General features: G+C 67.3%; 18 protein-coding genes. 9 read left to right on the top strand and 9 right to left on the bottom strand.

What is annotated here, in order from left to right:
• Nucleotides 1–7: 7 nt before the first annotated feature.
• Nucleotides 8–859, bottom strand: a complete 852-nt coding sequence (locus tag HV798_RS27910; protein ID WP_175193842.1) for an oxidoreductase — start codon at nt 857–859, stop codon at nt 8–10.
• A gap of 126 nt (nt 860–985) precedes the next feature.
• Here HV798_RS27910 and HV798_RS27905 point away from each other — a divergent pair, with 126 nt between their 5' ends.
• The 4 genes from HV798_RS27905 to HV798_RS27890 all read left to right on the top strand — a co-directional run bounded on the left by HV798_RS27905 (nt 986) and on the right by HV798_RS27890 (nt 4,542).
• Nucleotides 986–1,537 carry a TetR/AcrR family transcriptional regulator gene (locus tag HV798_RS27905; RefSeq protein WP_175193841.1) on the top strand — a complete coding sequence of 184 codons (552 nt, stop codon included), beginning with the start codon at nt 986–988 and terminating at the stop codon, nt 1,535–1,537.
• A 143-nt stretch (nt 1,538–1,680) separates the two neighbouring features.
• Entirely contained in the window at nt 1,681–2,280 is a 600-nt protein-coding gene (locus HV798_RS27900) for a TetR/AcrR family transcriptional regulator (RefSeq protein WP_175193840.1), read from the top strand.
• A 120-nt stretch (nt 2,281–2,400) separates the two neighbouring features.
• Nucleotides 2,401–3,099, top strand: a complete 699-nt coding sequence (locus HV798_RS27895) for an SDR family oxidoreductase (protein ID WP_175193839.1) — start codon at nt 2,401–2,403, stop codon at nt 3,097–3,099.
• Between the two features lie 24 nt (nt 3,100–3,123).
• A complete protein-coding gene (locus HV798_RS27890; RefSeq protein ID WP_175193838.1) occupies nt 3,124–4,542 on the top strand; it encodes a DHA2 family efflux MFS transporter permease subunit in 1,419 nt (472 codons plus the stop codon).
• Nucleotides 4,543–4,573: 31 nt separating this feature from the next.
• Here the strand turns inward: HV798_RS27890 and HV798_RS27885 are convergent, their stop codons facing one another.
• Complete coding sequence (locus HV798_RS27885) at nt 4,574–5,194, bottom strand: chorismate--pyruvate lyase family protein (RefSeq protein WP_246289245.1); 621 nt, start codon at nt 5,192–5,194, stop codon at nt 4,574–4,576.
• A gap of 126 nt (nt 5,195–5,320) precedes the next feature.
• Between HV798_RS27885 and HV798_RS27880 the strand changes: the two genes are divergently transcribed.
• On the top strand, nt 5,321–6,052 hold the full coding sequence (locus tag HV798_RS27880) for a pseudouridine synthase (protein WP_175193836.1): 732 nt from the start codon (nt 5,321–5,323) through the stop codon (nt 6,050–6,052).
• An 83-nt stretch (nt 6,053–6,135) separates the two neighbouring features.
• Here the strand turns inward: HV798_RS27880 and HV798_RS27875 are convergent, their stop codons facing one another.
• Nucleotides 6,136–7,041, bottom strand: coding sequence for a LysR family transcriptional regulator (locus tag HV798_RS27875; RefSeq protein ID WP_025138932.1), 906 nt, complete (start codon nt 7,039–7,041; stop codon nt 6,136–6,138).
• A 336-nt stretch (nt 7,042–7,377) separates the two neighbouring features.
• Here HV798_RS27875 and HV798_RS27870 point away from each other — a divergent pair, with 336 nt between their 5' ends.
• Genes HV798_RS27870 through adeC form a run of 3 tightly spaced genes read left to right on the top strand, consistent with a single transcriptional unit; the run spans nt 7,378 to nt 13,264 of the window.
• Entirely contained in the window at nt 7,378–8,571 is a 1,194-nt protein-coding gene (locus tag HV798_RS27870; protein ID WP_025138931.1) for an efflux RND transporter periplasmic adaptor subunit, read from the top strand.
• Between the two features lie 14 nt (nt 8,572–8,585).
• Nucleotides 8,586–11,768 (top strand): efflux RND transporter permease subunit, encoded by a 3,183-nt coding sequence (locus tag HV798_RS27865; RefSeq protein WP_175193835.1) that lies wholly within the window; start codon nt 8,586–8,588, stop codon nt 11,766–11,768.
• The gene (adeC, locus tag HV798_RS27860; RefSeq protein ID WP_175193834.1) at nt 11,765–13,264 is read left to right on the top strand and encodes an AdeC/AdeK/OprM family multidrug efflux complex outer membrane factor; all 1,500 of its coding nucleotides are present in this window, start codon (nt 11,765–11,767) and stop codon (nt 13,262–13,264) included. Before HV798_RS27865 ends, adeC begins: the two co-directional genes overlap by 4 nt.
• Before the next feature lie 106 nt (nt 13,265–13,370).
• On the opposite strand, the gene HV798_RS27855 is transcribed toward adeC, so the two are convergent.
• Nucleotides 13,371–13,622: a GlsB/YeaQ/YmgE family stress response membrane protein gene (locus tag HV798_RS27855; protein ID WP_175193833.1), complete on the bottom strand. Its 252-nt coding sequence runs from the start codon at nt 13,620–13,622 to the stop codon at nt 13,371–13,373.
• A 145-nt stretch (nt 13,623–13,767) separates the two neighbouring features.
• Nucleotides 13,768–14,382 carry an SCO family protein gene (locus tag HV798_RS27850; RefSeq protein WP_025138927.1) on the bottom strand — a complete coding sequence of 205 codons (615 nt, stop codon included), beginning with the start codon at nt 14,380–14,382 and terminating at the stop codon, nt 13,768–13,770.
• A gap of 215 nt (nt 14,383–14,597) precedes the next feature.
• Here HV798_RS27850 and HV798_RS27845 point away from each other — a divergent pair, with 215 nt between their 5' ends.
• Entirely contained in the window at nt 14,598–15,341 is a 744-nt protein-coding gene (locus HV798_RS27845) for a class I SAM-dependent methyltransferase (RefSeq protein WP_175193832.1), read from the top strand.
• Between the two features lie 15 nt (nt 15,342–15,356).
• Here HV798_RS27845 and HV798_RS27840 read toward each other — a convergent pair whose 3' ends face one another.
• The 4 genes from HV798_RS27840 to HV798_RS27825 all read right to left on the bottom strand — a co-directional run bounded on the left by HV798_RS27840 (nt 15,357) and on the right by HV798_RS27825 (nt 20,880).
• Complete coding sequence (locus HV798_RS27840) at nt 15,357–17,423, bottom strand: M3 family metallopeptidase (RefSeq protein WP_175193831.1); 2,067 nt, start codon at nt 17,421–17,423, stop codon at nt 15,357–15,359.
• Nucleotides 17,424–17,654: 231 nt separating this feature from the next.
• Nucleotides 17,655–18,506 carry a bifunctional methylenetetrahydrofolate dehydrogenase/methenyltetrahydrofolate cyclohydrolase FolD gene (gene folD / locus HV798_RS27835; protein WP_175193830.1) on the bottom strand — a complete coding sequence of 284 codons (852 nt, stop codon included), beginning with the start codon at nt 18,504–18,506 and terminating at the stop codon, nt 17,655–17,657.
• Nucleotides 18,503–19,129: a response regulator transcription factor gene (locus tag HV798_RS27830; protein WP_006219003.1), complete on the bottom strand. Its 627-nt coding sequence runs from the start codon at nt 19,127–19,129 to the stop codon at nt 18,503–18,505. Before HV798_RS27830 ends, folD begins: the two co-directional genes overlap by 4 nt.
• Nucleotides 19,126–20,880: a PAS domain-containing sensor histidine kinase gene (locus HV798_RS27825; RefSeq protein ID WP_020927319.1), complete on the bottom strand. Its 1,755-nt coding sequence runs from the start codon at nt 20,878–20,880 to the stop codon at nt 19,126–19,128. The genes HV798_RS27830 and HV798_RS27825 overlap by 4 nt, the downstream gene beginning before the upstream one ends.
• Nucleotides 20,881–21,109: the final 229 nt, after the last annotated feature.

Here is a 21,109-nt window from a genome sequence, read left to right as displayed (position 1 = left end):
GTGCTCCTTACATTTTGGCCGGCAGGCCCATGAAGGCCCGGGTGGACCAGTCACGCAGGCGGTCGCTGCCCAGCAGCTTGCCTACCCACAGCATGACACGCGCGGCGCGCGGCGCGGTATAGGCCGATTTCGGCCGCACCGCCGAAATGGCGCGCTGGGCCACGTCGGCAATCACGGCCGGGTCGCCCGCCATCTTCTGCAGGCGTTCGCTGGTGAACAGGGCATGCAGCGCGCCGACCGCCGCGCCGTAGGGGCCGGCGCCGGACACCTCCTGCATGTGGCCGGCCGCGATGTCGGCCCACTCCGAGCGGATCGCGCCCGGGCGGATCAGCACCACGTCCACGTCGAACGGCGCAAGTTCCTGGCGCAGCGACGACGACAGCCCTTCGACCGCGAATTTGGTGGCGTGGTACCAGCCGCCGTAGGGCGCGGCCTGCACGCCGCCGATGGACGTGATGTTCAGGATCTTGCCCCAGCGCTGCTCGCGCATGTGCGGGATGACGCGGCGGGTGATCGCCGCCAGGCCGAACAGGTTCACTTCGACCTGGCGGCGCGCTTCGTCCATGGGCATTTCCTCGACCGAGCCGTAGGCGCCGTAGCCGGCGTTGTTGACCAGGATGTCCACGCCGCCATGGCGGGCGGTGATCTGCGCCACGCAGTCGTCGATGGACGCGGCGTCGGTCAAGTCCAGCGGCAGCACGTGGATGCCGTGCTGGCGCAGCGCCGCCATGCGGTCGACGCGGCGCGCGGCGGCGTAAGTGGTGATGCCCATCGAGGCGAATCGCAGGGCAATGGCTTCGCCGATGCCGGAAGAGGCGCCCGTCACCAGGGCGACGCGTTGGGTAAGAGGGGTGGTCATGAGGAAGATCCGGTCGGCAAGGCGGGGGTTGCGGGGAACGGCAAAGTTTCCAACCAACTGGTTGGTTTCATCAATGTACGACCCGAGTCGTTCCGTTGTCAACCAACCGGTTGGTTATAATTCGCCATGGCCAGAAATTCAGAAGACACCCGCAAGCGCCTGCTCGAAGCCGCCGCCGCCGAATTCGCCGCCTATGGCATTGCCGGCGCCCGGGTCGACCGCATCGCCGACGCTGCCCGCTGCAACAAGCAGGCGATCTACGCCTATTACGGCAGCAAGGACGGCCTGTGCGACGCCGTGCTGGACGCCATGGTCGAAGACATCCTGGAAAGCGTGCCCATCGATGCCTTTGACCTGCCGGGCTACGCGGTGCGCCTGTTCGACCGCTACCAGGCGCATCCCGAAACCCTGCGGCTGGCCGGCTGGTACCAGCTGGAAGGCAAGCCGCTGCCGCCGGCCGCCATGGCGTCCATGGGGCACAAGATCGACGCCGTGCGCCAGGCGCAAGAGGCCGGCCGTGTCAGCAAGCGCTTCAGCCCCGAGATCCTGCTGCTGCTGGTGCTGACCCTGACCCGGATGGGCGCGCCTGACAGCCCCGAGGCCCACAGCGGCATGGTGCCGCCGGCCGATTCGCGCCAGGCCATCGCCGACGCGGTGGCTCGCCTGATCGAGCCCTGACGCGGGCGAGGGTGGGGCGGCAACCTGCCGTCCCCTGGGCCGACGCCCATTCCAGAATGAATACTGCGCCGCAACAAAAAAGAACGTGCAAAGTTCTTTGGGCGGATTTATATTACGACCATCATATTTGAGGAATCCCGATCATGGCCGGCCCCGTCTCCCGCAAAGAGCTATCCCACGAGCGCATCGTGGAAGCGGCCGCGCGCGCGATCCGGCGTGAAGGGTATGCCGGCGTGGGCGTGGCCGACGTCATGAAGGAAGCCGGTCTGACCCACGGCGGCTTCTATGCCCATTTCCCGTCGCGCGATGCCATGCTGGCCGCCGCGATGGAACGTGCCGGCCGCGACGGCGCCGCCCGCATGGCGCAAGGCATGGCCCGCCGCCAGGCCGAAGGCGCCAGCCCGCTGCGCGCCATGGTCGAGAGCTACCTGTCCGAGAAAATGCTGGTCAGCTGCGAAACGGGTTGCCCGATATCGGCGCTGGCCTCGGAGATGCCGCGCCAATCGGTCGAGGTGCGCGAAGCCTCCGCCGCACGGGTGCAGGGGCTGGTCAGGGCGGTGCAGCAGGCGCTGCCGGCCGATGCGGGCGAGCACGCGGCCATGGCCATCACCGCGAACCTGGTGGGCGCCATGCAACTGGCGCGCGCCTTGGGCGACAACGCCGAGGGCAGGGCCATGCTGGCCGCGGCGCGCCAGTCCATCCTGGATCAATACGACACCGAAGGCGGGCAAGCTTCCCATTGATGCCCGTCATCGCCGGCCGCCGTGCGCGGCTTTTTTTCACCCCCTTAATATGATGATCATCATATTTATATAACCGGCCCCGCCATCAGGGCCACTGCTGCGAACCCGAAGGAACCCATCATGCAACTGAAGAACGCAACCGTACTGATCACCGGCGCCAATCGCGGCATCGGCCTGGCCTTTGCCCGCGAGGCCCTGGCGCGCGGCGCCCGCAAGGTCTACGCCGGGGCCCGCGACCCGGCCAGCGTCACGCTGCCTGGCGTCGTGCCGATCAAGCTGGACGTCACCCGCGACGACGACGTGGCCGCGGCGGCTGCGCAGGCCGGCGACGTGACGCTGGTCATCAACAACGCGGGCATTGCGGCCATCGGCGGTTTCCTGGCCGAAGACGCCATCGAATCGACCCGCCGCCATCTGGAAACCAACCTGATTGGTTCCTTGCGCGTGGCGCAGGCTTTCGCTCCGGGGCTGGCCGCCAACGGCGGCGGCGCGCTGCTCAACGTGCTGTCCATCGCCAGCTGGATCAACCGCCCGCGCCTGGGCGTGTACGGCATGAGCAAGTCGGCCGCCTGGGCGCTGACCAACGGCCTGCGCCACGAACTGCGCGAGCAGGGCACGCAGGTGCTGGGGCTGCACATGGGCTTTGTCGATACCGACCTGACCCGCGACCTGGATGCGCCCAAGCTCAGCCCCGACGCGGTGGTCAAGGCGGCGTTCGATGCGCTGGAAGCCGGCTCCGAAGAAGTGCTGGCCGACGATGCGACCCGCCAGGTCAAGCAAGGCCTGTCCGCCGAACAGGCGTCCTACCTGCAAGCCTGATATCCCCTTTCGAGTCCGACCATCATGTCCTCCCCTGCAACTTCCGCGGCGGCCCAGCCCGCCGCCGTGCCGCACGCGGCCGCGTCGCCCTGGCCCATCTTCTGGATCGCCAGCGTCGCCGTCTTCCTGGTCTCGCTGGACGCGACCATGCTCTACGCCGCGTTCAGCGCCATGCGCGCCGGCTTTCCCGAGGCCTCGGCCGCCGACATGTCGTGGGTGCTCAATGGCTACACCGTGGTCTACGCGGCGATGCTGATCCCGTCGGGCGGCCTGGCCGACACGCATGGCCGCAAGCGCATGTTCATGGTCGGCGTGCTGCTGTTCCTGGCGGCGTCGGCGGCCTGCGGGCTGGCCGGCAATGTGGGCTGGCTGATCGCCGCGCGCGTGGCGCAGGCGGTCGGCGCCGCGCTGCTGACGCCCGCGTCGCTGTCCATCGTGCTGGCCGCCTTTCCGGCATCGCAGCGTTCGGTGGCGGTCAGCCTGTGGGGCGCCGTCGCGGGCTTGGCGGCGGCGGTCGGCCCCAGCCTGGGCGCCTTCGTAGTGGACGCCGCCGGCTGGCCCTGGGCGTTCTACATCAACCTGCCTCTGGGCGCGCTGTCGCTGTGGTTCGGCGCCAGCCGGCTGGTGGAATCGGTGCGGCCCGAAGCGCGCCGCCGCGTCGATGGCGTGGGCATGGCGCTGCTGATGGTGGGCGTGGGCGCGGTGGCGTTGTCCATCGTGCAGTCCGAGTCGCCCACCTGGACGCGCGGCGAGCTGTGGATGGTGGCGGCCGTGGGGCTGGTCTCGCTGGCGGCCTTCGTGGGTTGGGCCCGCACCACGCCGCATCCGCTGGTGGACCTGTCATTGTTCAAGCATCGCACCTACCGCTACGTGAACCTGGCCACGCTCAGCTTCGGCATTGCGTTCGCGATGATGTTCTTCGCCTTCTTCTTCTACATGACGGGGGTCTGGCACTACAGCCTGCCGCGCGCCGGCCTAGCCGTCACACCGGGGCCGCTGCTGGTGATGCCCACGGCCATCATCACGGGCAAGCTGGCCGCGCGCAGGGGCCATCGGCCCTTCCTGGTGGGCGGGGCGCTGGTGTATGCGGCCAGCGGCCTGTGGTTCCTGCTGGTGCCGGGCGCCGAGCCTGCGTATCTGACGCAGTGGCTGCCGGGCCTGATCCTGAGCGGCCTGGGCGTGGGCATGGTGCTGCCGTCACTGGCCGGCGCCGCCGTGAATCGCTTGCCGCCGCAGCACTATGCGGTGGGCAGCGCCGTCAACCAGGCGACGCGGCAGATCGGCGCGGTGCTGGGCGTGGCGCTGACCGTGCTGCTGCTGGGCAAGGGTTCGCTGAGCCATGCGGATTTCGATCCGCTGTACATCGGCCACGTGGGCCTGGCGCTGCTGACGGCGCTGTTGTGCCTGGCGGTGGATACCCGGCCGCGGCCCGCGCATGCCTGAGCGCGCGGGCAGGGCGCGCCGCGCGCAACGATCAGCGCGGGGTGCGCTGGTGCGGCACCAGGGGCGGCGCCTGGCGGCCCGCCACTTGTTCCCAGAAGCCCGGCAGGAAGCATTCGGCCACCAGCAGCGGCTGGCCCTGGCGCCAGAACACCGAGCGGCGCGCCCAGACGCGGTCGGCATCCTGCGGCCGGCCGCCTTGCGCCAGCGCCGTGGTGGCGGTGGCATGGAACGGCACGGGCGAGGCCAGGCGCCGGCACGCGAACGGCGAACGGATGACGGTGCTGTCGTGGTACAGCATGTCGGCCAGCGGCCGCGTCAACAGGCGGCGCATGCCTTGCCAGGCGCCGTGCGAGGCGCGCAGCGGCGTCAGGCTGCGCGCCGGCACGCTGTCCACGCCATTGACCGACATCAGCACTTCGCGCACCCACACTGGCGAACCGGGGGCGATGCGCATGGCGCGCGCCTCGTCGGCGGGGGCGCCGTCGGCGTATTCGGCCAGCACCCGCAGGCGTACCTGGCCGACCTGGCGCAGGCCGGCGGTCAGGGCGCCGGGACGGAACAGCCAATGGCGCTGGGCCAGGGTCAGCACGGGCGGGGCGCTGGCCAGCCAGCCCGTTGCCAGGGGAGGGTGATGTGCTACGGCTAGGTTCATCATGGCTGCGTATTATGCCAAGGGCCGCGGGCGGATTCGCGCCCGCGCCCTGTGTCCGATTGCCGCAGGGGCGCCGGGCAAGGCGCGGCACCGGCCGCGCGCCGGGCTCCGCATACAATACCGCCCATGGAAAAAGTACGAATCTCCAAGCTCATGTCCGAGCGTGGACTCTGTTCGCGCCGCGAGGCCGACAGCTATATCGAACGCGGCTGGGTCCGGGTCGACGGCGAAGTGGTGTCCGAACTGGGCGCCAAGGCCTATCCCGACCAGGTCATCACACTGGAACGCGCGGCGCAGGCGCGCCAGACCTCGCGCGTCACCATCCTCATCAACAAGCCGGTGGGCTACGTGTCAGGCCAGGCCGAGAAAGGCTACACGCCCGCCGTCGCGCTGATCGACGCGCGCTCACGCTTCGAGGGCTGCCGCAGCCCGCAGCGCTTCGAACGCGGCCACCTGGACGGCCTGGCCGTGGCCGGGCGGCTGGACATCGATTCGCAGGGCCTGTTGGTGCTGACGCAAGACGGCCGCATCGCCAAGCACCTGATCGGCGAGGATTCCAGCGTCGACAAGGAATACCTGGTGCGGGTGCAGGGCGACCTGTCCGACCATGGCCTGGCGCTGCTCAACCATGGCCTGTCGCTGGACGGCAAGGCGCTCAAGCCTGCGCAGGTGCGCTGGCAGAACCACGACCAGCTGCGCTTCGTGCTGCGCGAAGGCAAGAAGCGCCAGATTCGCCGCATGTGCGAACTGGTCGGGCTGAAGGTGGTGGGACTCAAGCGCGTGCGCATCGGCCGCGTGTCGCTGGGCGACCTGCCGCTGGGGCAATGGCGCTACCTGCGCGAAGACGAACGCTTCTAGGGGCCGGCGCCCGCGCGCCGCTCAGCGCGGCGCGGGGCCTGGCCGCCGCGCCACAAATTTTTCAGTCTGTTTCCAAACCGCCTTCATTTCATGAAGGGCGCGGTATCCTTCGCCTGCCCGTCGCCGCCCAGGCGTTCCATCAGGAATTCGATGAAAATCCGGGTCTTGGCGGGCAGCAATCGTGTTTCCGTGACGGCATACACCGGAAACGGGCCCAGCTGCCAATCGGGCAGCACACGCCGCAACTGGCCCGATTTCTGTTCGGCGGTCTGGCCGCCGACCAGCACGGTGATTCCCGCGCCCAGCATCGCCAGGCGCCGGGCCATCGCCACGCCATTCACGGAAAACCGGTTGCCCGGCGTGAACTGAATGTGCTGGTCGCCGCTGTTCAGCGGCCAGCGGGTCACCCGGCCGGCGCCTTCGGCGCGGAACTCGATGCACTCGTGGCGGGTCAAGTCGCTGGGGTGCGTGGGTTCGCCATGTTTCTCCAGGTATTCGCGCGAGGCGTACAGATGGGCCGGCAGCATGCCCAGCAGCCTCGCAATCTGCGTCGAATCGGGCAGATCGCCGATTTCGATGGAAATATCGCAGGTCTGGAACACGCGCTGCGCGTGGTCGGGATTGGCAAGGTCCAGGAAAAAGGTGACGTCGGGGTAGCGGCGCGAGAATTCCATGAACGATTCAGCCAGGAAGTCCGTGCCGAAATCCGCCGGCATGTTCACCCGCAGCGGCCCCGACGGCGTGTCGACCAGCTTCTGCAGCTCTTCATGGGCGATCTGGGCCTCGGCCACGATGCGCTGGCAGCGTTCGAAGTACAGCCGGCCGGCGTCCGTCAACTCGACCTTGCGGGTGGTGCGGCTGAGCAGGCGCAGGCCGACCGAACGTTCAAGTTCGGCCACCTGGCGAGACAACGTGGATTTCGGGACACCCAGCGCGGCCGCGGCGCGGCTAAAACTACGCGTCTTGGCGACCTCGACGAAGAGTTCCATGCCTTGTAAGCGTTTCATGAAAGCGATTCTGTCACACGTTGGGACGAAAGATTGTCCCATATCTGGAATGATGTTTTCTCCATATGCCCCTTTGTTTCTGGAGCGGGATAACGCAAAATGCAATTTCTGCAATGCAGCATTGCGTCTAAGCCCCGCCTGATGCCTGAGGCAACACCACCCCAGTCAATCCTCGCGATCCCGACCGCCGCGCGGTCCGGGACGTGCCGCCGATGCCGCCGCGACTCCCGCGGCGACCGGGGCCTTCCAGCGGGCGATCAGCCCCTGATGGGCGGGCGCGAGGGCTACCTTTTTAGTTGGAAATCGGGAATGCAATCTATGAACAAGAAAAGCGCTATGTGGCGCAGCGCGGCGGTGGTCACGCTGACGGCATCGGCTCTGACGTTGGCCGCTTGCGGCAAGAAGCAGGACGCGCCCCAGGCGGGCAAGCCGCAGGTGACGGTGGTGACGCTGACCACCAAGCCGGTTTCCCTGACCACCGAATTGCCTGGCCGCACCTCGCCTTTCCGCGTGGCTGAAGTCCGCCCGCAGGTCAACGGCATCGTGCAAAAGCGCCTGTTCACCGAAGGCGGCGAGGTCAAGGCGAACGAGCAGCTCTACCAGATCGACCCCGCGCTCTACCAGGCCAGCTTCGACAGCCAGAAGGCCGCCCTGGCGCGCGCCCAGGCGCAGCAAAAGACCGCCGCCCTGCTGGCCGAACGCTACAAGCCGCTGGTCGCCACCCGCGCCGTCAGCCAACAGACCTACGACAACGCCGTCGCCTCGCGCGACCAGGCCGTTGCCGACGTGCTGTCGGCCAAGGCCGCGCTGGACACCGCGCGCATCAACCTGGTCTACACCAAGGTGCTGTCGCCCATCGACGGCATCATCGGCCGCTCGGCCGTCACCGAAGGCGCGCTGGTCACGGCCAACCAGGCCACGGCCCTGGCCGCGGTCCAGCAGATCGACCCGATGTACGTCGACCTCACCCAATCCAGCGTCCAGCTGCTGCGCCTGCAGAATGCGCTGGCCAGCGGCCAGCTGAAAAAGGCCGAAGGCGAGCAGGCCGCGCTGGTGACGCTGACGCTGGAAGACGGTTCGCAATACACCCAGCAAGGCAAGCTGCAGTTCTCGGAAGTGACGGTGGACCAGGGCACGGGCTCGGTCACGCTGCGCGCCGTGTTCCCCAACCCCGATCGCCGGCTGCTGCCGGGCATGTTCGTGCGTGCCCGCCTGGTCGATGGCGTGGCGGCCGATGGCCTGCTGGTGCCGCAACGTGGCGTGACGCGCAACCAGCGCGGCCTGCCGACGGCCCTGGTGGTGAACGCCGAGAACAAAGTCGAACTGCGTGAACTCAAGACCGATCGCGCCATCGGCGACCAGTGGCTGGTTACCGACGGCCTGAAGGCCGGCGAAAAGGTCATCGTGGAAGGCGTGCAGATGGTGCGTCCGGGCGTTGAGGTGGTTGCCACCGAAGCCGGCGCCAAGTCGCCGCAGCAGCCGCAAGCGGGCGCCGCGGCCGCCAAGCAGTAGTCAGGGAGCCTTGCATGGCAAAGTTTTTTATCGAAAGACCGGTTTTCGCATGGGTGATCGCGATCGTGCTGATGATGGCCGGCGCGTTGTCCATTCTGAAACTGCCGGTTTCGCAATATCCGAATATCGCGCCGCCGGCCATCGGCATCGCGGTGACCTACCCGGGCGCGTCCGCGCAGACCGTGCAGGACACCGTGGTGCAGGTGATCGAGCAGCAGATGAACGGCCTTGACGGCCTGGAGTACATTTCCTCGGAAAGCAACTCCGACGGCAGCATGTCCATCACGCTGACGTTCCGCCAGGGCACCAACCCCGACACCGCCCAGGTGCAGGTGCAGAACAAGCTGTCGCTGGCGCAACCGCTCTTGCCGCAGGAAGTGCAGCAGCAGGGCATTCGCGTCACCAAGGCCACCAAGAACTTCCTGATCGTGGCGGGCTTCGTGTCCACCGACGGCACGATGACCAAGGACGACCTGGCCGACTACGTCGCCTCGTACGTCCAGGACCCCATCAGCCGTACCGAGGGCGTGGGTGACTTCCAGCTGTTCGGCTCGCAGTACGCCATGCGCATCTGGCTCGATCCGGCCAAGCTGGTGAACTATGGCCTGACCACGGTCGACGTGGTCAACGCCATCAAAGAGCAGAACGTCCAGGTGTCGTCCGGCCAGCTCGGCGGCCTGCCCGCCGTGCGCGGCCAGCAACTGAACGCCACCATCATCGGCCCCTCGCGCCTGGAAAAGCCGGAAGACTTCGGCCGCATCCTGCTCAAGGTCAATCCCGATGGTTCCCAGGTGCGCCTGGCCAACGTCGCCCGCATCGAACTGGGCGGCCAGACCTACGCCATCGACAGCTACTTCAACGGCAAGCCCGCTTCGGGCCTGGCGATCAAGCTGGCCCCGGGCGCCAACGCGCTGGATACGGCCCAGGCGGTGCGCGACACCATCAACAACCTGAAGCCGTACTTCCCGCCGGGCATGGACGTCGTCTATCCGTACGACACGACGCCGTTCGTCAGCCTGTCCATCGAGGAAGTGTTCAAGACGCTGATCGAAGCCATCATCCTGGTCTTCCTGGTGATGTACCTGTTCCTGCAGAACTTCCGCGCCACGTTGATTCCGACGCTGGCGGTGCCGGTGGTGCTGCTGGGTACGTTCGGCGTGTTGGCCGCGTTCGGCTATTCCATCAATACCTTGACAATGTTCGGCATGGTGCTGGCCATCGGCCTGTTGGTGGACGATGCCATCGTGGTGGTGGAAAACGTGGAACGGGTGATGGCCGAAGAGGGCCTGACGCCCAAGCAGGCCACGCGTAAATCCATGGGCCAGATCACCGGCGCGCTGATCGGCATCGCCATGGTGCTGGCCGCCGTGTTCATCCCGATGGCGTTCTTTGGCGGCTCCACGGGCGTGATCTACCGCCAGTTCTCCATCACCATCGTGTCCTCGATGGTGCTGTCGGTGATCGTGGCCATCGTCTTCACGCCGGCCTTGTGCGCCACGCTGCTCAAGCCCATTCCCAAGGGCCACCACGGCACCAAGCGCGGCTTCTTCGGCTGGTTCAACCGCACGTTCGAGCGCAGCAGCAACGGCTACGCCAACACCGTGGCGCGCGGCCTGGGCCGCACCAAGCGCCTGATGGTGGTGTACCTGGCCATCGTCATCGCGATGGGCTGGATGTTCACCCGCATCCCGACCGCGTTCCTGCCGGGCGAAGACCAGGGCATTCTGTTCGCCCAGATCCAGACCCCGGCCGGCGCCACCGCCGAACGCACCAAGGCCGTCATCGACGAAGCCACCAACTACCTCCTGACCGAGGAAAAAGACGCCGTCACCTCCGTGTTCGCCGTCAACGGCTTCAATTTCGGCGGCCGGGGCCAGAACGCCTCGATCCTGTTCATCAAGCTGCGTGACTGGGAAGAGCGCGGCGACGCCAAGTTGAAGGCGGCCGCCGTGGCGGCGCGCGCCAACGCCCACTTCAGGAAGACCCAGCGCGACGCCCAGCTGTTCGTGGTGCCGCCGCCCTCGGTGATGGAACTGGGCAACGTCGACGGTTTCGACTTCCAGCTGATGGACCGCGCCGGCGTGGGCCATGACAAGCTGCTGGCCGCGCGCAACCAGTTGCTGGGCGAAGCCGCGCAAAGCAAGATCCTGCAGGGCGTGCGCCCCAACGGCATCGAAGACGCGCCGCAGTACCAGCTGGATATCGACCGTGAAAAGGCGCGTGCGCTGGGCGTGTCCGTGTCGGACATCAACAGCACGCTGTCGACCGCGTGGGGCTCGTCGTACGTCAACGACTTCATCGATCGCGGCCGGGTCAAGAAGGTGTTCGCACAGGGCGAAGCGTCCTCGCGCATGCTGCCCGACGACCTGGACAAATGGTACGTGCGCAACAACAACGGCGACATGGTGCCTTTCTCGGCGTTCGCCAAGGCCACCTGGAGCTTCGGCCCGCAAAAGCTGAACCGCTACAACGGCGTGCCGTCCTTCAACATCCAGGGCCAGGCGGCGCCGGGCTACAGCTCGGGCGCGGCCATGAACGAAATGGAACGCATCGCCAGCAAGCTGCCGGTGGGCGTCGGTTTCGAATGGACCGGCATGTCGTACGAAGAACGGCTGTCGGGCGCCCAGGCTCCCGCGCTGTACGCGATTTCGCTGATCGTGGTGTTCCTGTGCCTGGCGGCACTGTATGAAAGCTGGAGCATCCCGACGGCGGTCATGCTGGTGGTGCCGCTGGGGATCATCGGCGCGCTGGCGGCCACGCTGCTGCGCGGCCTGTCCAACGACGTGTACTTCCAGGTGGGCTTGTTGACGACAATCGGGCTGGCGGCCAAAAACGCCATCCTGATCGTGGAGTTCGCCAAAGAGCACTACGAGGCCGGCGCCAGCCTGACCGAATCGGCCATCCACGCGGCTCGCCAGCGTCTGCGCCCCATCCTGATGACGTCGCTGGCGTTCATCCTGGGCGTGGTGCCGCTCGCGATCTCGTCGGGCGCCGGTTCGGGCAGCCAGAACGCCATCGGTACCGGCGTGATCGGCGGCATGCTGACCGCGACCTTCCTGGCCATCTTCTTCGTCCCCGCGTTCTTCGTGATCATGCTGCGCCTGTTCAAGGTGGAACGCATGAGCGCGCGGCGCGACAAGCACGACCCCAGCGCCAACGATGCGCAGGACGTGTCCGTCGAAGGAAAACCGCAATGAAGCTTCAGATGAGAACCTTGCTGTCTGTTTCCCTGGCGGCGGCCCTGGCGGGCTGCTCGCTGGCCCCGACCTACGAACGGCCCGATGCGCCGGTGTCCTCGTCGTACCCGACCGGTCCGTCCTACAAGGCGGACGCGGCCGGCACCGGCGTGGCAACTGCCGACATCGGGTGGCGCGACTTCTTCACCGATCCGCTGCTGCAGCAACTGATCGAGCAGTCGCTGGCCAACAACCGCGACCTGCGCGTGGCGGCCCTGAACGTCGAGGCCGCCCGGGCGCAATACCGCATCCAGCGCGCCGACCTGCTGCCCAGCGTGGGCATCGCCGGCAAGGAAACCGCGCAGCGCACGCCGGCCGACCTGTCGGCCAGCGGCCAGGCCACCACCAGCCATAGCTACCAGGTGGGCGCCGCGCTGTCGTCGTGGGAACTGGACCTGTTCGGCCGCATCCGCAGCCTGAGCGACAAGGCGCTGGAATCCTACCTGGCGCTGGACGAAACCCGCACGGCGACCCAGTTGACGCTGATCGCCGAAGTGGCCAACGCCTACTTGACGCTGCGCGCCGACCAGGAACTGCTGAACCTGACCCGCGACACCTTCAAGAGCCAGGACGATTCGTACAAGCTCACCAAGCAAAGCTTCGACCAGGGCCTGTCCACGGCGCTGGACCTGAGCCAGGCCGAAGTGTCGCTGCGCACCGCGCAGAGCAACCTGTCGCAATACACACGCCAGGCCGCGCAGGACCGCAACGCGCTGGTACTGCTGGTGGGCCAGCCGCTGTCGCCGGACATGACGGCGGCGCTGGACAACGCCGTCAAGCTGGACGACGGCATGCTGCCCACCGCCTTGCCGGCCGGGCTGCCGTCCGAACTGCTGGCGCGCCGCCCGGACATCCGCGCGGCCGAGCACCAGTTGAAGGGCGCCAACGCCAACATCGGCGCGGCGCGCGCCGCGTTCTTCCCGACCATCAGCCTGACCGGCAACGCCGGCACGGCCAGCGCCAGCCTGGGCGGCCTGTTCGACGGCGGTTCCGGCGCCTGGAGCTTCGTGCCCCAGATCACCGTGCCGATCTTCGCGGGCGGCTCGCTGCTGGCGAATCTGGACCTGGCCAAGGTGCAGAAGAACATCCAGGTCGCGCAGTACGAAAAGTCCATCCAGACGGGCTTTCGCGAGGTCGCCGACGCCCTGGCCGGGCGCGGCACGCTGGACGAGCAGATCCAGGCGCAACAGTTGCTGGTGTCCGCCAACCAGCGCGCCTACGACCTGTCCGACCAGCGTTTTCGCCAGGGTATCGACGACTACCTGACGGTGCTGGACTCGCAGCGTTCGCTGTACAACGCCCAGCAGACGCTGGTGAACACGCGCCTGACGCGCCTGTCGAACCTGGTGACCTTGTACAAGGTGCTGGGCGGCGGCTGGACCGAGCGCACCGTCACCGCGGCGCAGCCGGCCGATGGCGCGGCCGCGCCGGCGGCGGGCCAGGCGCAGCCCGGCTGACGCTGCATCCGGCATGGTGCACCGCCTCGCAGCACGGGGCGGCGCAAAAAAAAGCGGGCCGATCGAAAGATCGGCCCGCTTTGTTTCTGGCGTGCGCGACGGAGCGTCAGCCGCGTTTCTTGGTGACCAGGCCCACCACGAACAGGACGATGATGGCGCCGACGATCGAACCGATCCAGCCTGCCGGTTCGCCCGGGGCGTACCAGCCCAGGTTCTGGCCCAGGAAACCGGCCACGACGGCGCCGATGATGCCCAGGATGGTGGTCATGATGATCCCCATGTTCTGGTCTCCGGGCATGATCGCGCGGGCGATCAGGCCCACGATGAACCCGACGATGATCATGATGATGATGCTCATGCGCGTACTCCTTGCGAGGGTAAAGGGGCGATGCGTCCTGATATTACTCACGCGCGCCGCGCAGGGGCTGTAACAACTGGTATGTGGGGCGAGGGCGCAACATGCTGCGCCGCATCGCGCCGGTGTCGTGCGGGTGAAGCAATCGTCAGGACGTCAGATCGATCAGCTGGCGCAGGTCGTGGGTCAGCGTCTCGATGCTGTCGGTGTCCGAGGCCAGCAGCCGCGCGCGGCCTTCCTTGTCGAATATATACACGCCGCGGCTGTGCGTGACTTCGTACTGGTCGGCATCGTCGCCCGGCCTGGGCTTTTCGATCTGGTAGGCCACGCGGTAGCGCCGCGCCAGGTCGGCCACCTGCTTTTCGTTGCCGGTCACGCCGATGGCGTTGTTGTTGAAGGCGTTGACGTAGGCCTGCAGGATGTCGGGCGTGTCCCGGTGCGGATCGACGCTGACGAACAGGATGCGTACATCGCGGGCCTTGTCGCCCAGGTTCTGCAACACGGCCGACAGCTGCGCCATGGTGGTGGGGCAGATGTCGGGGCAGCTGGCATAGCCGAAGAACAGCAGCACCGTCTTGCCCTTCAGGTCGTCGCTGCTGACGGTCTTGCCGCCGGCGCCCGGCAACGAGAACTTCAGGTCGGGCAGGTGGCCGCGGACGTTGTACAGCTTCCAGTCGACGTTGCGGTCGCCGCACGCGGCGAGCAGTACGCACAGGGCCAGCAGCAGGCCGCGCCAGGCGCGGCCGGTGTTCAGGTGTCGCATGAGTTCCATCGCCGGTTGGGGGATAAACCCGTCGATTCTACCTGCTTGGGTGGGGGCGGCCGGCGGGCCGGCAGACGCGGACTTGTCCTGGCGCAAAGGGCACTTGTGAAGCTTTGTCTGAATATTGTTGGCCTTCTGCCAAAACGGCCCCCGCGGCGCGCGGCAGCGCATACATTCAGGGCCGTGTCAGTAACCGAACCGGCGAGGCGTCATCCATGAATACTGCGGCCACCCATGCGCTGGGCTATCCCTATTTTCCGTATTACCCGGTAGTGCTGGACATCCTGCGCAGCCGGCGGGCGGACAGCGTGCTGGATGCCCCGTGCAACCGCGGTTGGCTGGGCGACATGGCGCGCCCGGCCACGGGGCGCGACGTCGAGGTGGACGGCATCGGCCCGGCCGGCTTGCCCGAATCGGCCAATGGCTATCGCCGGCTGACGGTGCACGACCTGGAATCGCCGCTGCCCGTGCAGGCACCGTACGACGCGGTCGTCTGCAGCGAAGCCATCCATCAGGCGGCCGATCCCGGCCTGCTGGTCCAGGCGTTGCGCCAAGCGTTGCGCCCCGGCGGCACGCTGGTGCTGACCGCGCCGAATGCGGCCGATGTGCGTGCCCGGCTTCAGGCGCTCAAGCGTGGGTTCCAGGCCGGTTCCTCGGCGCAATCGAGCCCGCCCGGCGGCACCGCGAGTGCGATGCCGTTGCCCTGGGGCTTCGTGCAATTGCATCGGCTGCTGGCGGACCAGGGCTTTGCCGACATCACCCTGCACAATGTGGTCGAAGCCGGCCAGGGCCCCTGGCTTGACCGGCTGCTGGCGTGGCCGGCGCGGCGCGATTGCCAAGCCCGCCTCAAACGCGCCCAGGACGAACCCAGCCGCCACTTCTGGCGGCAGGCTGGGTCGGATTCATCGCTGCACGGGCGCTGGCTGGTGGTGTCAGCGCGCCGGCCCGGCGGGCAGTAACGCTGTGCGCAGGCCTCAGGCCGGCTGCATGCCGCTGTGACGCAGCAAGGCGTCGATGCGCGGCGCACGGCCACGGAACGCGGCGAACGATTCGGCGGCCGGACGCGATCCGCCCACGGCCAGCACTTCGCGGCGGAAACGCGCGCCGGTGGCCGGGTCCAGCGTGCCCAGGGCGTTGCCTGCCTGGCCAGCGGCCGCTTCTTCAAAGGCCTCGTAAGCGTCGGCGGACAGCACCTCGGCCCACTTGTAGCTGTAGTAGCCCGCGCCGTAGCCGCCTGCGAACAGGTGCGAGAACGCGTGCGGCAGGCGGTGCCAGGCCGGCGGGAACAGCACCGCGACCTCGCTGCGCACCTGCTGCAGCAGGGCCAGCACTTCGTCGATGGACGCGCCCTTGGCGCGGTCGTGCATCAGCATGTCGAACAGCGCGAATTCGATCTGGCGCACGGTCTGCATGCCGCTCTGGTAGTTGCGGGCGGCGACCAGACGGTCGTAGAGCGCGCGCGGCAGCGGTTCGCCGGTATCGACGTGGGCCGACAGCTTTTGCACCACGGCCCATTCCCAGCAGAAGTTTTCCATGAACTGCGAGGGCAGCTCGATGGCGTCCCATTCGACGCTGGCGAAGGCGGCGGCGCCGGGCTCGTCCACTTCGGACAAGAGCGCGTGCAGGGCGTGGCCGGTTTCGTGGAACAGGGTGATGACGTCATCGTGCGTCAGCACGGCGGCGCGGTCGCCGTTGGGGCGCGAGAAATTGCAGGTCAGGTAGGCGATGGGCGTCTGCACGCGGCCGGCCACGACGCGGCGGGTGCGCTCGCTGTCGACCCAGGCGCCGCTTTGCTTGCCCGAGCGGGCGTACAGGTCCAGGTACAGATAGCCGATCAGGTCGCCCTTGGGGCTTTCGACGCGCACGCCGCGCACGTCTGCATGCCAGGACGACACCGGGGTTTCGGCCAGGCGCACGTCGAACAGCGTTTCGATGACCTCGAACAGGCCGGCCAGCACGCGCGGCTCGGTGAAGTACTGCTTGACCTCGTCTTCCGAGTACGCGTAGCGCGATTCGCGCAGGCGTTCGGACGCATAGCCCACGTCCCAAGGTTGCAGGTCGGCCAGGCCGAGTTCGGCGGCGGCGTAGGCCTTCAGTTCGGCCAGGTCGCGTTCGGCGTAGGGCTTGGCGCGCGCGGCCAGGTCGCGCAGGAAACCGGTGACTTCGGCGGCGTCGCGCGCCATGCGGGTCTGCAGGCGCAGCGCGGCGAACGTGCCCAACCCCAGCAGGTTGGATTCTTCGGCGCGCAGCGACAGCAGTTCTTCGATCAGCGGGGAATTGTCGAACTGGGCATCGCCCTGTTCAGAGGCCACCGTGCCGTAGCCGCGGTACAGCGCTTCGCGCAGCGTGCGGTCCTGCGCGTATTGCATCACCGGCAGGTAGCAGGGCATCTTCAGCGTCAGCTTCCAGCCGGTCTTGCCGTCTTCGTCGGCGGCGGCGCGGGCGGCGGCCAGCACGTCGGCCGGGATGCCCTTCAGGCGGGATTCGTCCTCGACCACCAGCGACCACGCGTCGATGGCATCCAGCACGTTTTCAGAGAATTTCTGCGAGGCCTGGGCTTCGCGGTCGGAAATCGCGGCATAGCGCTCGCGGTCGGCGCCGCGCAGCTCGACGCCGCTCAGGCGGAAGTCGCGCAGGGCCATTTCCACGATGCGGCGGCGCACCGGCGTCCACGATGCGAAATCGGGCGCGGCGGCCAGGCGCTGGTACTGCTGGTACAAGCCTTCGTGCAGGCCGACCCAGGTGGAAAATTCCGTCACCAGCGGCAGGGCGGCGTTGTAGGCCTCGCGCAGTTCGGGCGTGTTGACCACGGCGTTCAGGTGGCCGGCCACCGACCAGGCGCGCCACAAGCGTTCGGACGCCGTATCCAGCGGCTCGACCACGGCTTCCCAGGTGGGCGCCAGCGCCGGGTCGGCGGCGCGGTCCACGGCCTGGCGGGCGATGCCCAGCAGTTCTTCGATGGCCGGCACCACGTGGGCGGGCTTGACCGCCTGGTAATCGACCAGTTCGGAGACGGGGGCGAGCAGGGGATTCTGGGTCATGGCGTTACCAATTGCGTAAGAGGGGGGCGGGCAGCACGCGAGCGCACCGGCAAACATAAGGATCAGGTTGGGGCGGCGCGCCGAAAAGCAAGGGCGTCGCTTGCGGCAGGCGCGCGGGCCGCGGCGGGTGACGCTGGCCGCGCCCAGAAACGATTATGGGTTTGCCCCCCGTCCCTCGAAAGGGCGCGGGGCAAACCCACAGGGGCGCCGCAGTGGGGCGGACGGCCGGTTTCAGGCGGCGGCCCGTTCCGCCGCTTCGACGGTGTTGACCAGCAGCATGGCGATGGTCATGGGGCCTACGCCGCCCGGCACGGGCGTGATGGCGCCGGCCACCTGGCTGGCGGATGCGAAGTCCACGTCGCCGCACAGCTTGCCGTCGGCGCCGCGGTTGATGCCGACGTCGATGACGACGGCGCCGGGCTTGACCATCGAGCCGTCGATCATGCCGGGCTTGCCGGTGGCGACCACCAGGACGTCGGCGCGGCGGGTCTGGGCCGCCAGGTCGCGCGTCTTGGAATTGCAGATCGTGATGGTGGCGCCGGCGGCCAGCAGCAGCATGGCCATGGGCTTGCCCACGATGTTGCTGGCGCCCACGATGACGGCTTCGGCGCCGCGCAGGGCCACGCCTTCGGATTCCAGCATCTTCATCACGCCGTAGGGCGTGCAGGGACGGAACAGCGGCTGGCCCGTCATGAGCAGGCCGGCGTTGCTGATGTGAAAGCCGTCCACGTCCTTTTCGGCCGCGATGGCTTCGATGACCTTGTGGGAGTCCATGTGCTTGGGCAGCGGCAGCTGCACCAGGATGCCGTGGATGGACGGATCGCGGTTCAGCTTGTCGATGCGGGCCAGCAGGTCGGCCTCGGTCATGTCGGCGGGGTACTGCTCTTTCACGGAGTGCAGTCCGGCCTTTTCGCAGGCCGCGACCTTGTTGCGGACATACACTTGCGACGCCGGGTCTTCGCCGACCAGCACCACGGCCAGCCCGGGGCGCGTGCCCTTGGCGGCCAGGGCGGCGACGCGTTGGGCGACTTCTTCGCGAATGCGCTGCGACAGGGCAGCGCCGTCGATAATCCTAGCGGTCATGCGTGTGCCTCGGGTTTGGCCAAAGCCACTTTCATCAAATCAGCAACGGTGGTCACTTCAAGTTTTTCCATGATGTTGGCGCGGTGCGCCTCGACGGTCTTGATGCTGATGCCCAGGTCGTCGGCGATCTGCTTGTTCAAGCGGCCGGCGACGATGCGCTCCAGCACCTGCTGCTCGCGCGCGGTCAGGCGCGCCAGCATGGCTTCGTGGTCCTTCTGGGCCTGGTGCTTGCTCACGCGTTGCGTGGCCTGCTCAAGCATGCGCGCCACGATTTCGCGCAGGTCGGATTCGTTGAACGGCTTTTCGAGGAAGTCGACGGCGCCTTTCTTCATGGTCGACACGGCCATGGGCACGTCGCCGTGGCCGGTGATGAAGACGATGGGCAGCGGGGCGTTGCGGGCGATGAGCTGCTCTTGCAGTTCCAGGCCGCTCATGCCGGGCATGCGCACGTCGGCGATCAGCACCCCGATCTGGCTGGCGTCGTAGTCTTCCAGGAAGGATTCGCCGCTGGCGTAGGCGCGGACGCGATAGCCGTTGGCTTCCAGCAGCCAGCGCAGCGAATCGCGGACCGCTTCGTCGTCATCAACAATGAATACCGTGCTCGACAGGTGGGGCGTGTTCATGCGTGCAACTCCTCGGACTGATCATTCTGAGCCTGCGTCTGAGACGCAGCGCAGGGCAGGGTAAAGCGGAAAATAGTACCGCCGGCGGGATTGGGGTCCGCCCAAAGGCGGCCGTGGTGCGATTCGATAATGGTACGGCAGATATTCAGTCCCATGCCCAGGCCCTGGGTCTTGGTGCTGAAGAAGGGTTCGAACAGGCGTTCCGGCTCGGCCAGGCCGTGGCCGCGGTCGACCACCGCCACTTCGATGTGCTGTTCGTGCAGGATGACCGCCACCTTGAGCTCGTCGGACTCGCTCTTTTCCATGGCTTCCAGGCCATTCTTGAGCAAATTGAGCAGCACCTGTTCGATCAGGATGGGGTCAGCCAGCACGTCGGGGGCGTTGGACGGCACGAAACTGTCGATGCGGATGCGGCGCTTGCGGGCGTCGATTTCGGCAAAGCCGATGGCATTGTCGACAATGCGGCCGATGGCCACGCGCTGGCGGCGCGGCTCGCTGCGCTTCACGAATTCGCGGATGCGGCTGATGATCTTGCCGGCGCGCTCGGCCTGCGAGGCGGCCTTTTCCAGGGCGGGCAACAGCATGTTGGGGCTGGTGTGGCCGGCCTTGACCAGGGCCACGGCGCCCATGCTGTAGTTGGCGATGGCGGTCAGGGGCTGGTTCAGCTCGTGCGCCAGCGACGAGGCCATTTCGCCCATGGTGGTCAGGCGGCTGGTCAGCTGGATCTTTTCCTGCTGCACGCGCGAGGCTTCTTCGTGGGTGCGGCGCTCGGTGATGTCGCGCGCCACCTGCATGCGCACGCGGCGCCCGTCGGTCCAGGCCAGCATGCGGTGGTGCACTTCGAACCAGCGCTGCACCGACGGCGCGAACACTTCGACGGACTCATCGGTGAAGCGGCCGCGGCGGCCGGCCAGCAGTTCGTCGTGGCCGCCCGTCTGGGCGCCGAACACGCGGCGGTAAGTGCGGTTGGCGAACAGCAGCTCAAGCCCGTCGTGGGTATCGGCCGTGACCGAGATGGCGTCATCCAGGCCTTCCAGCACCGTCATGAAGCGTTCGTGCGCGGCCGTCAGGGCCTCGCGGATGCGCTTGGGCTCGGTGATGTCGGTCATGGACGTCATCCAGCCGATCTGGTTGCCGTTGGGGTCCAGCAGGGGCGACACGTACATGCGCGCCGTGAAGCGCGAGCCGTCGCGCCGCTGGGCCTCGACTTCCAGGCCGCTGCTGGGCGTCTTGCCGGACATCAGCACGTCCAGCGTGTGCTGGTGCTGCTCGTGGCGGCCGGGCACCCAATATGGGAAGGGCGGGCTGCGGCCGATCAGGTCGGCTTCGTTCCAGCCGATCATGCGGCAGAACGCCGGGTTGACGTAGGCGATGCGGCCTTCCATGTCGAGCACCCGCATGCCGGTGGACATGGAGTTTTCCATGGCGCGGCGAAAACCCGTTTCGGCGATGAGCGCGGCCTCGGCCGCCGAGCGAAAACGGGTATAGCGCCACAGCATCAGGAGGCTGATGACGATCACGCAGGACAGCGCCAGCACCACCCAGATCAGGCGCTGCTGCCGCATTTCCTGGTCGATGGTCACGAACATGACGCTGTCGTCATGGATGCGCTGCAACCAGAAGAACACCCCCATCACACAGATATAGAGGATCAGCACCATCGCGGGCGTGACCCAGTACACCCCGCGGCGGCGCGTGCGGGCGTGGTCGTGGAACGGCGTGGGTATATTGGACTTGGGCGCGCTGGACATGGAATTCGGGCCGGATAGACCCGGCATTTTAGTGCGTGTCGGAACGGAATTGCCGGGAATCAAGCCCGCGAACAAGGAGATCGGCTAAAAAAGTGGCTCTCATCCTTTTCAGCTTGCATTCATATTTTCGCATTATGAAATGCCGTACCGCAACATGAAATTTTCCTTGCGACCGGTTAATCTTCTTTCTTAGAATGCCGGCTGATAGAGAGATACCGCTCATCCAGTA

This window comes from Achromobacter deleyi, assembly GCF_902859705.1.
Classification (GTDB): domain Bacteria; phylum Pseudomonadota; class Gammaproteobacteria; order Burkholderiales; family Burkholderiaceae_B; genus Achromobacter; species Achromobacter deleyi.
The sequence above is the reverse complement of the archived record's forward strand: the minus strand, read 5'-3'. Positions and strand labels throughout refer to the sequence as shown.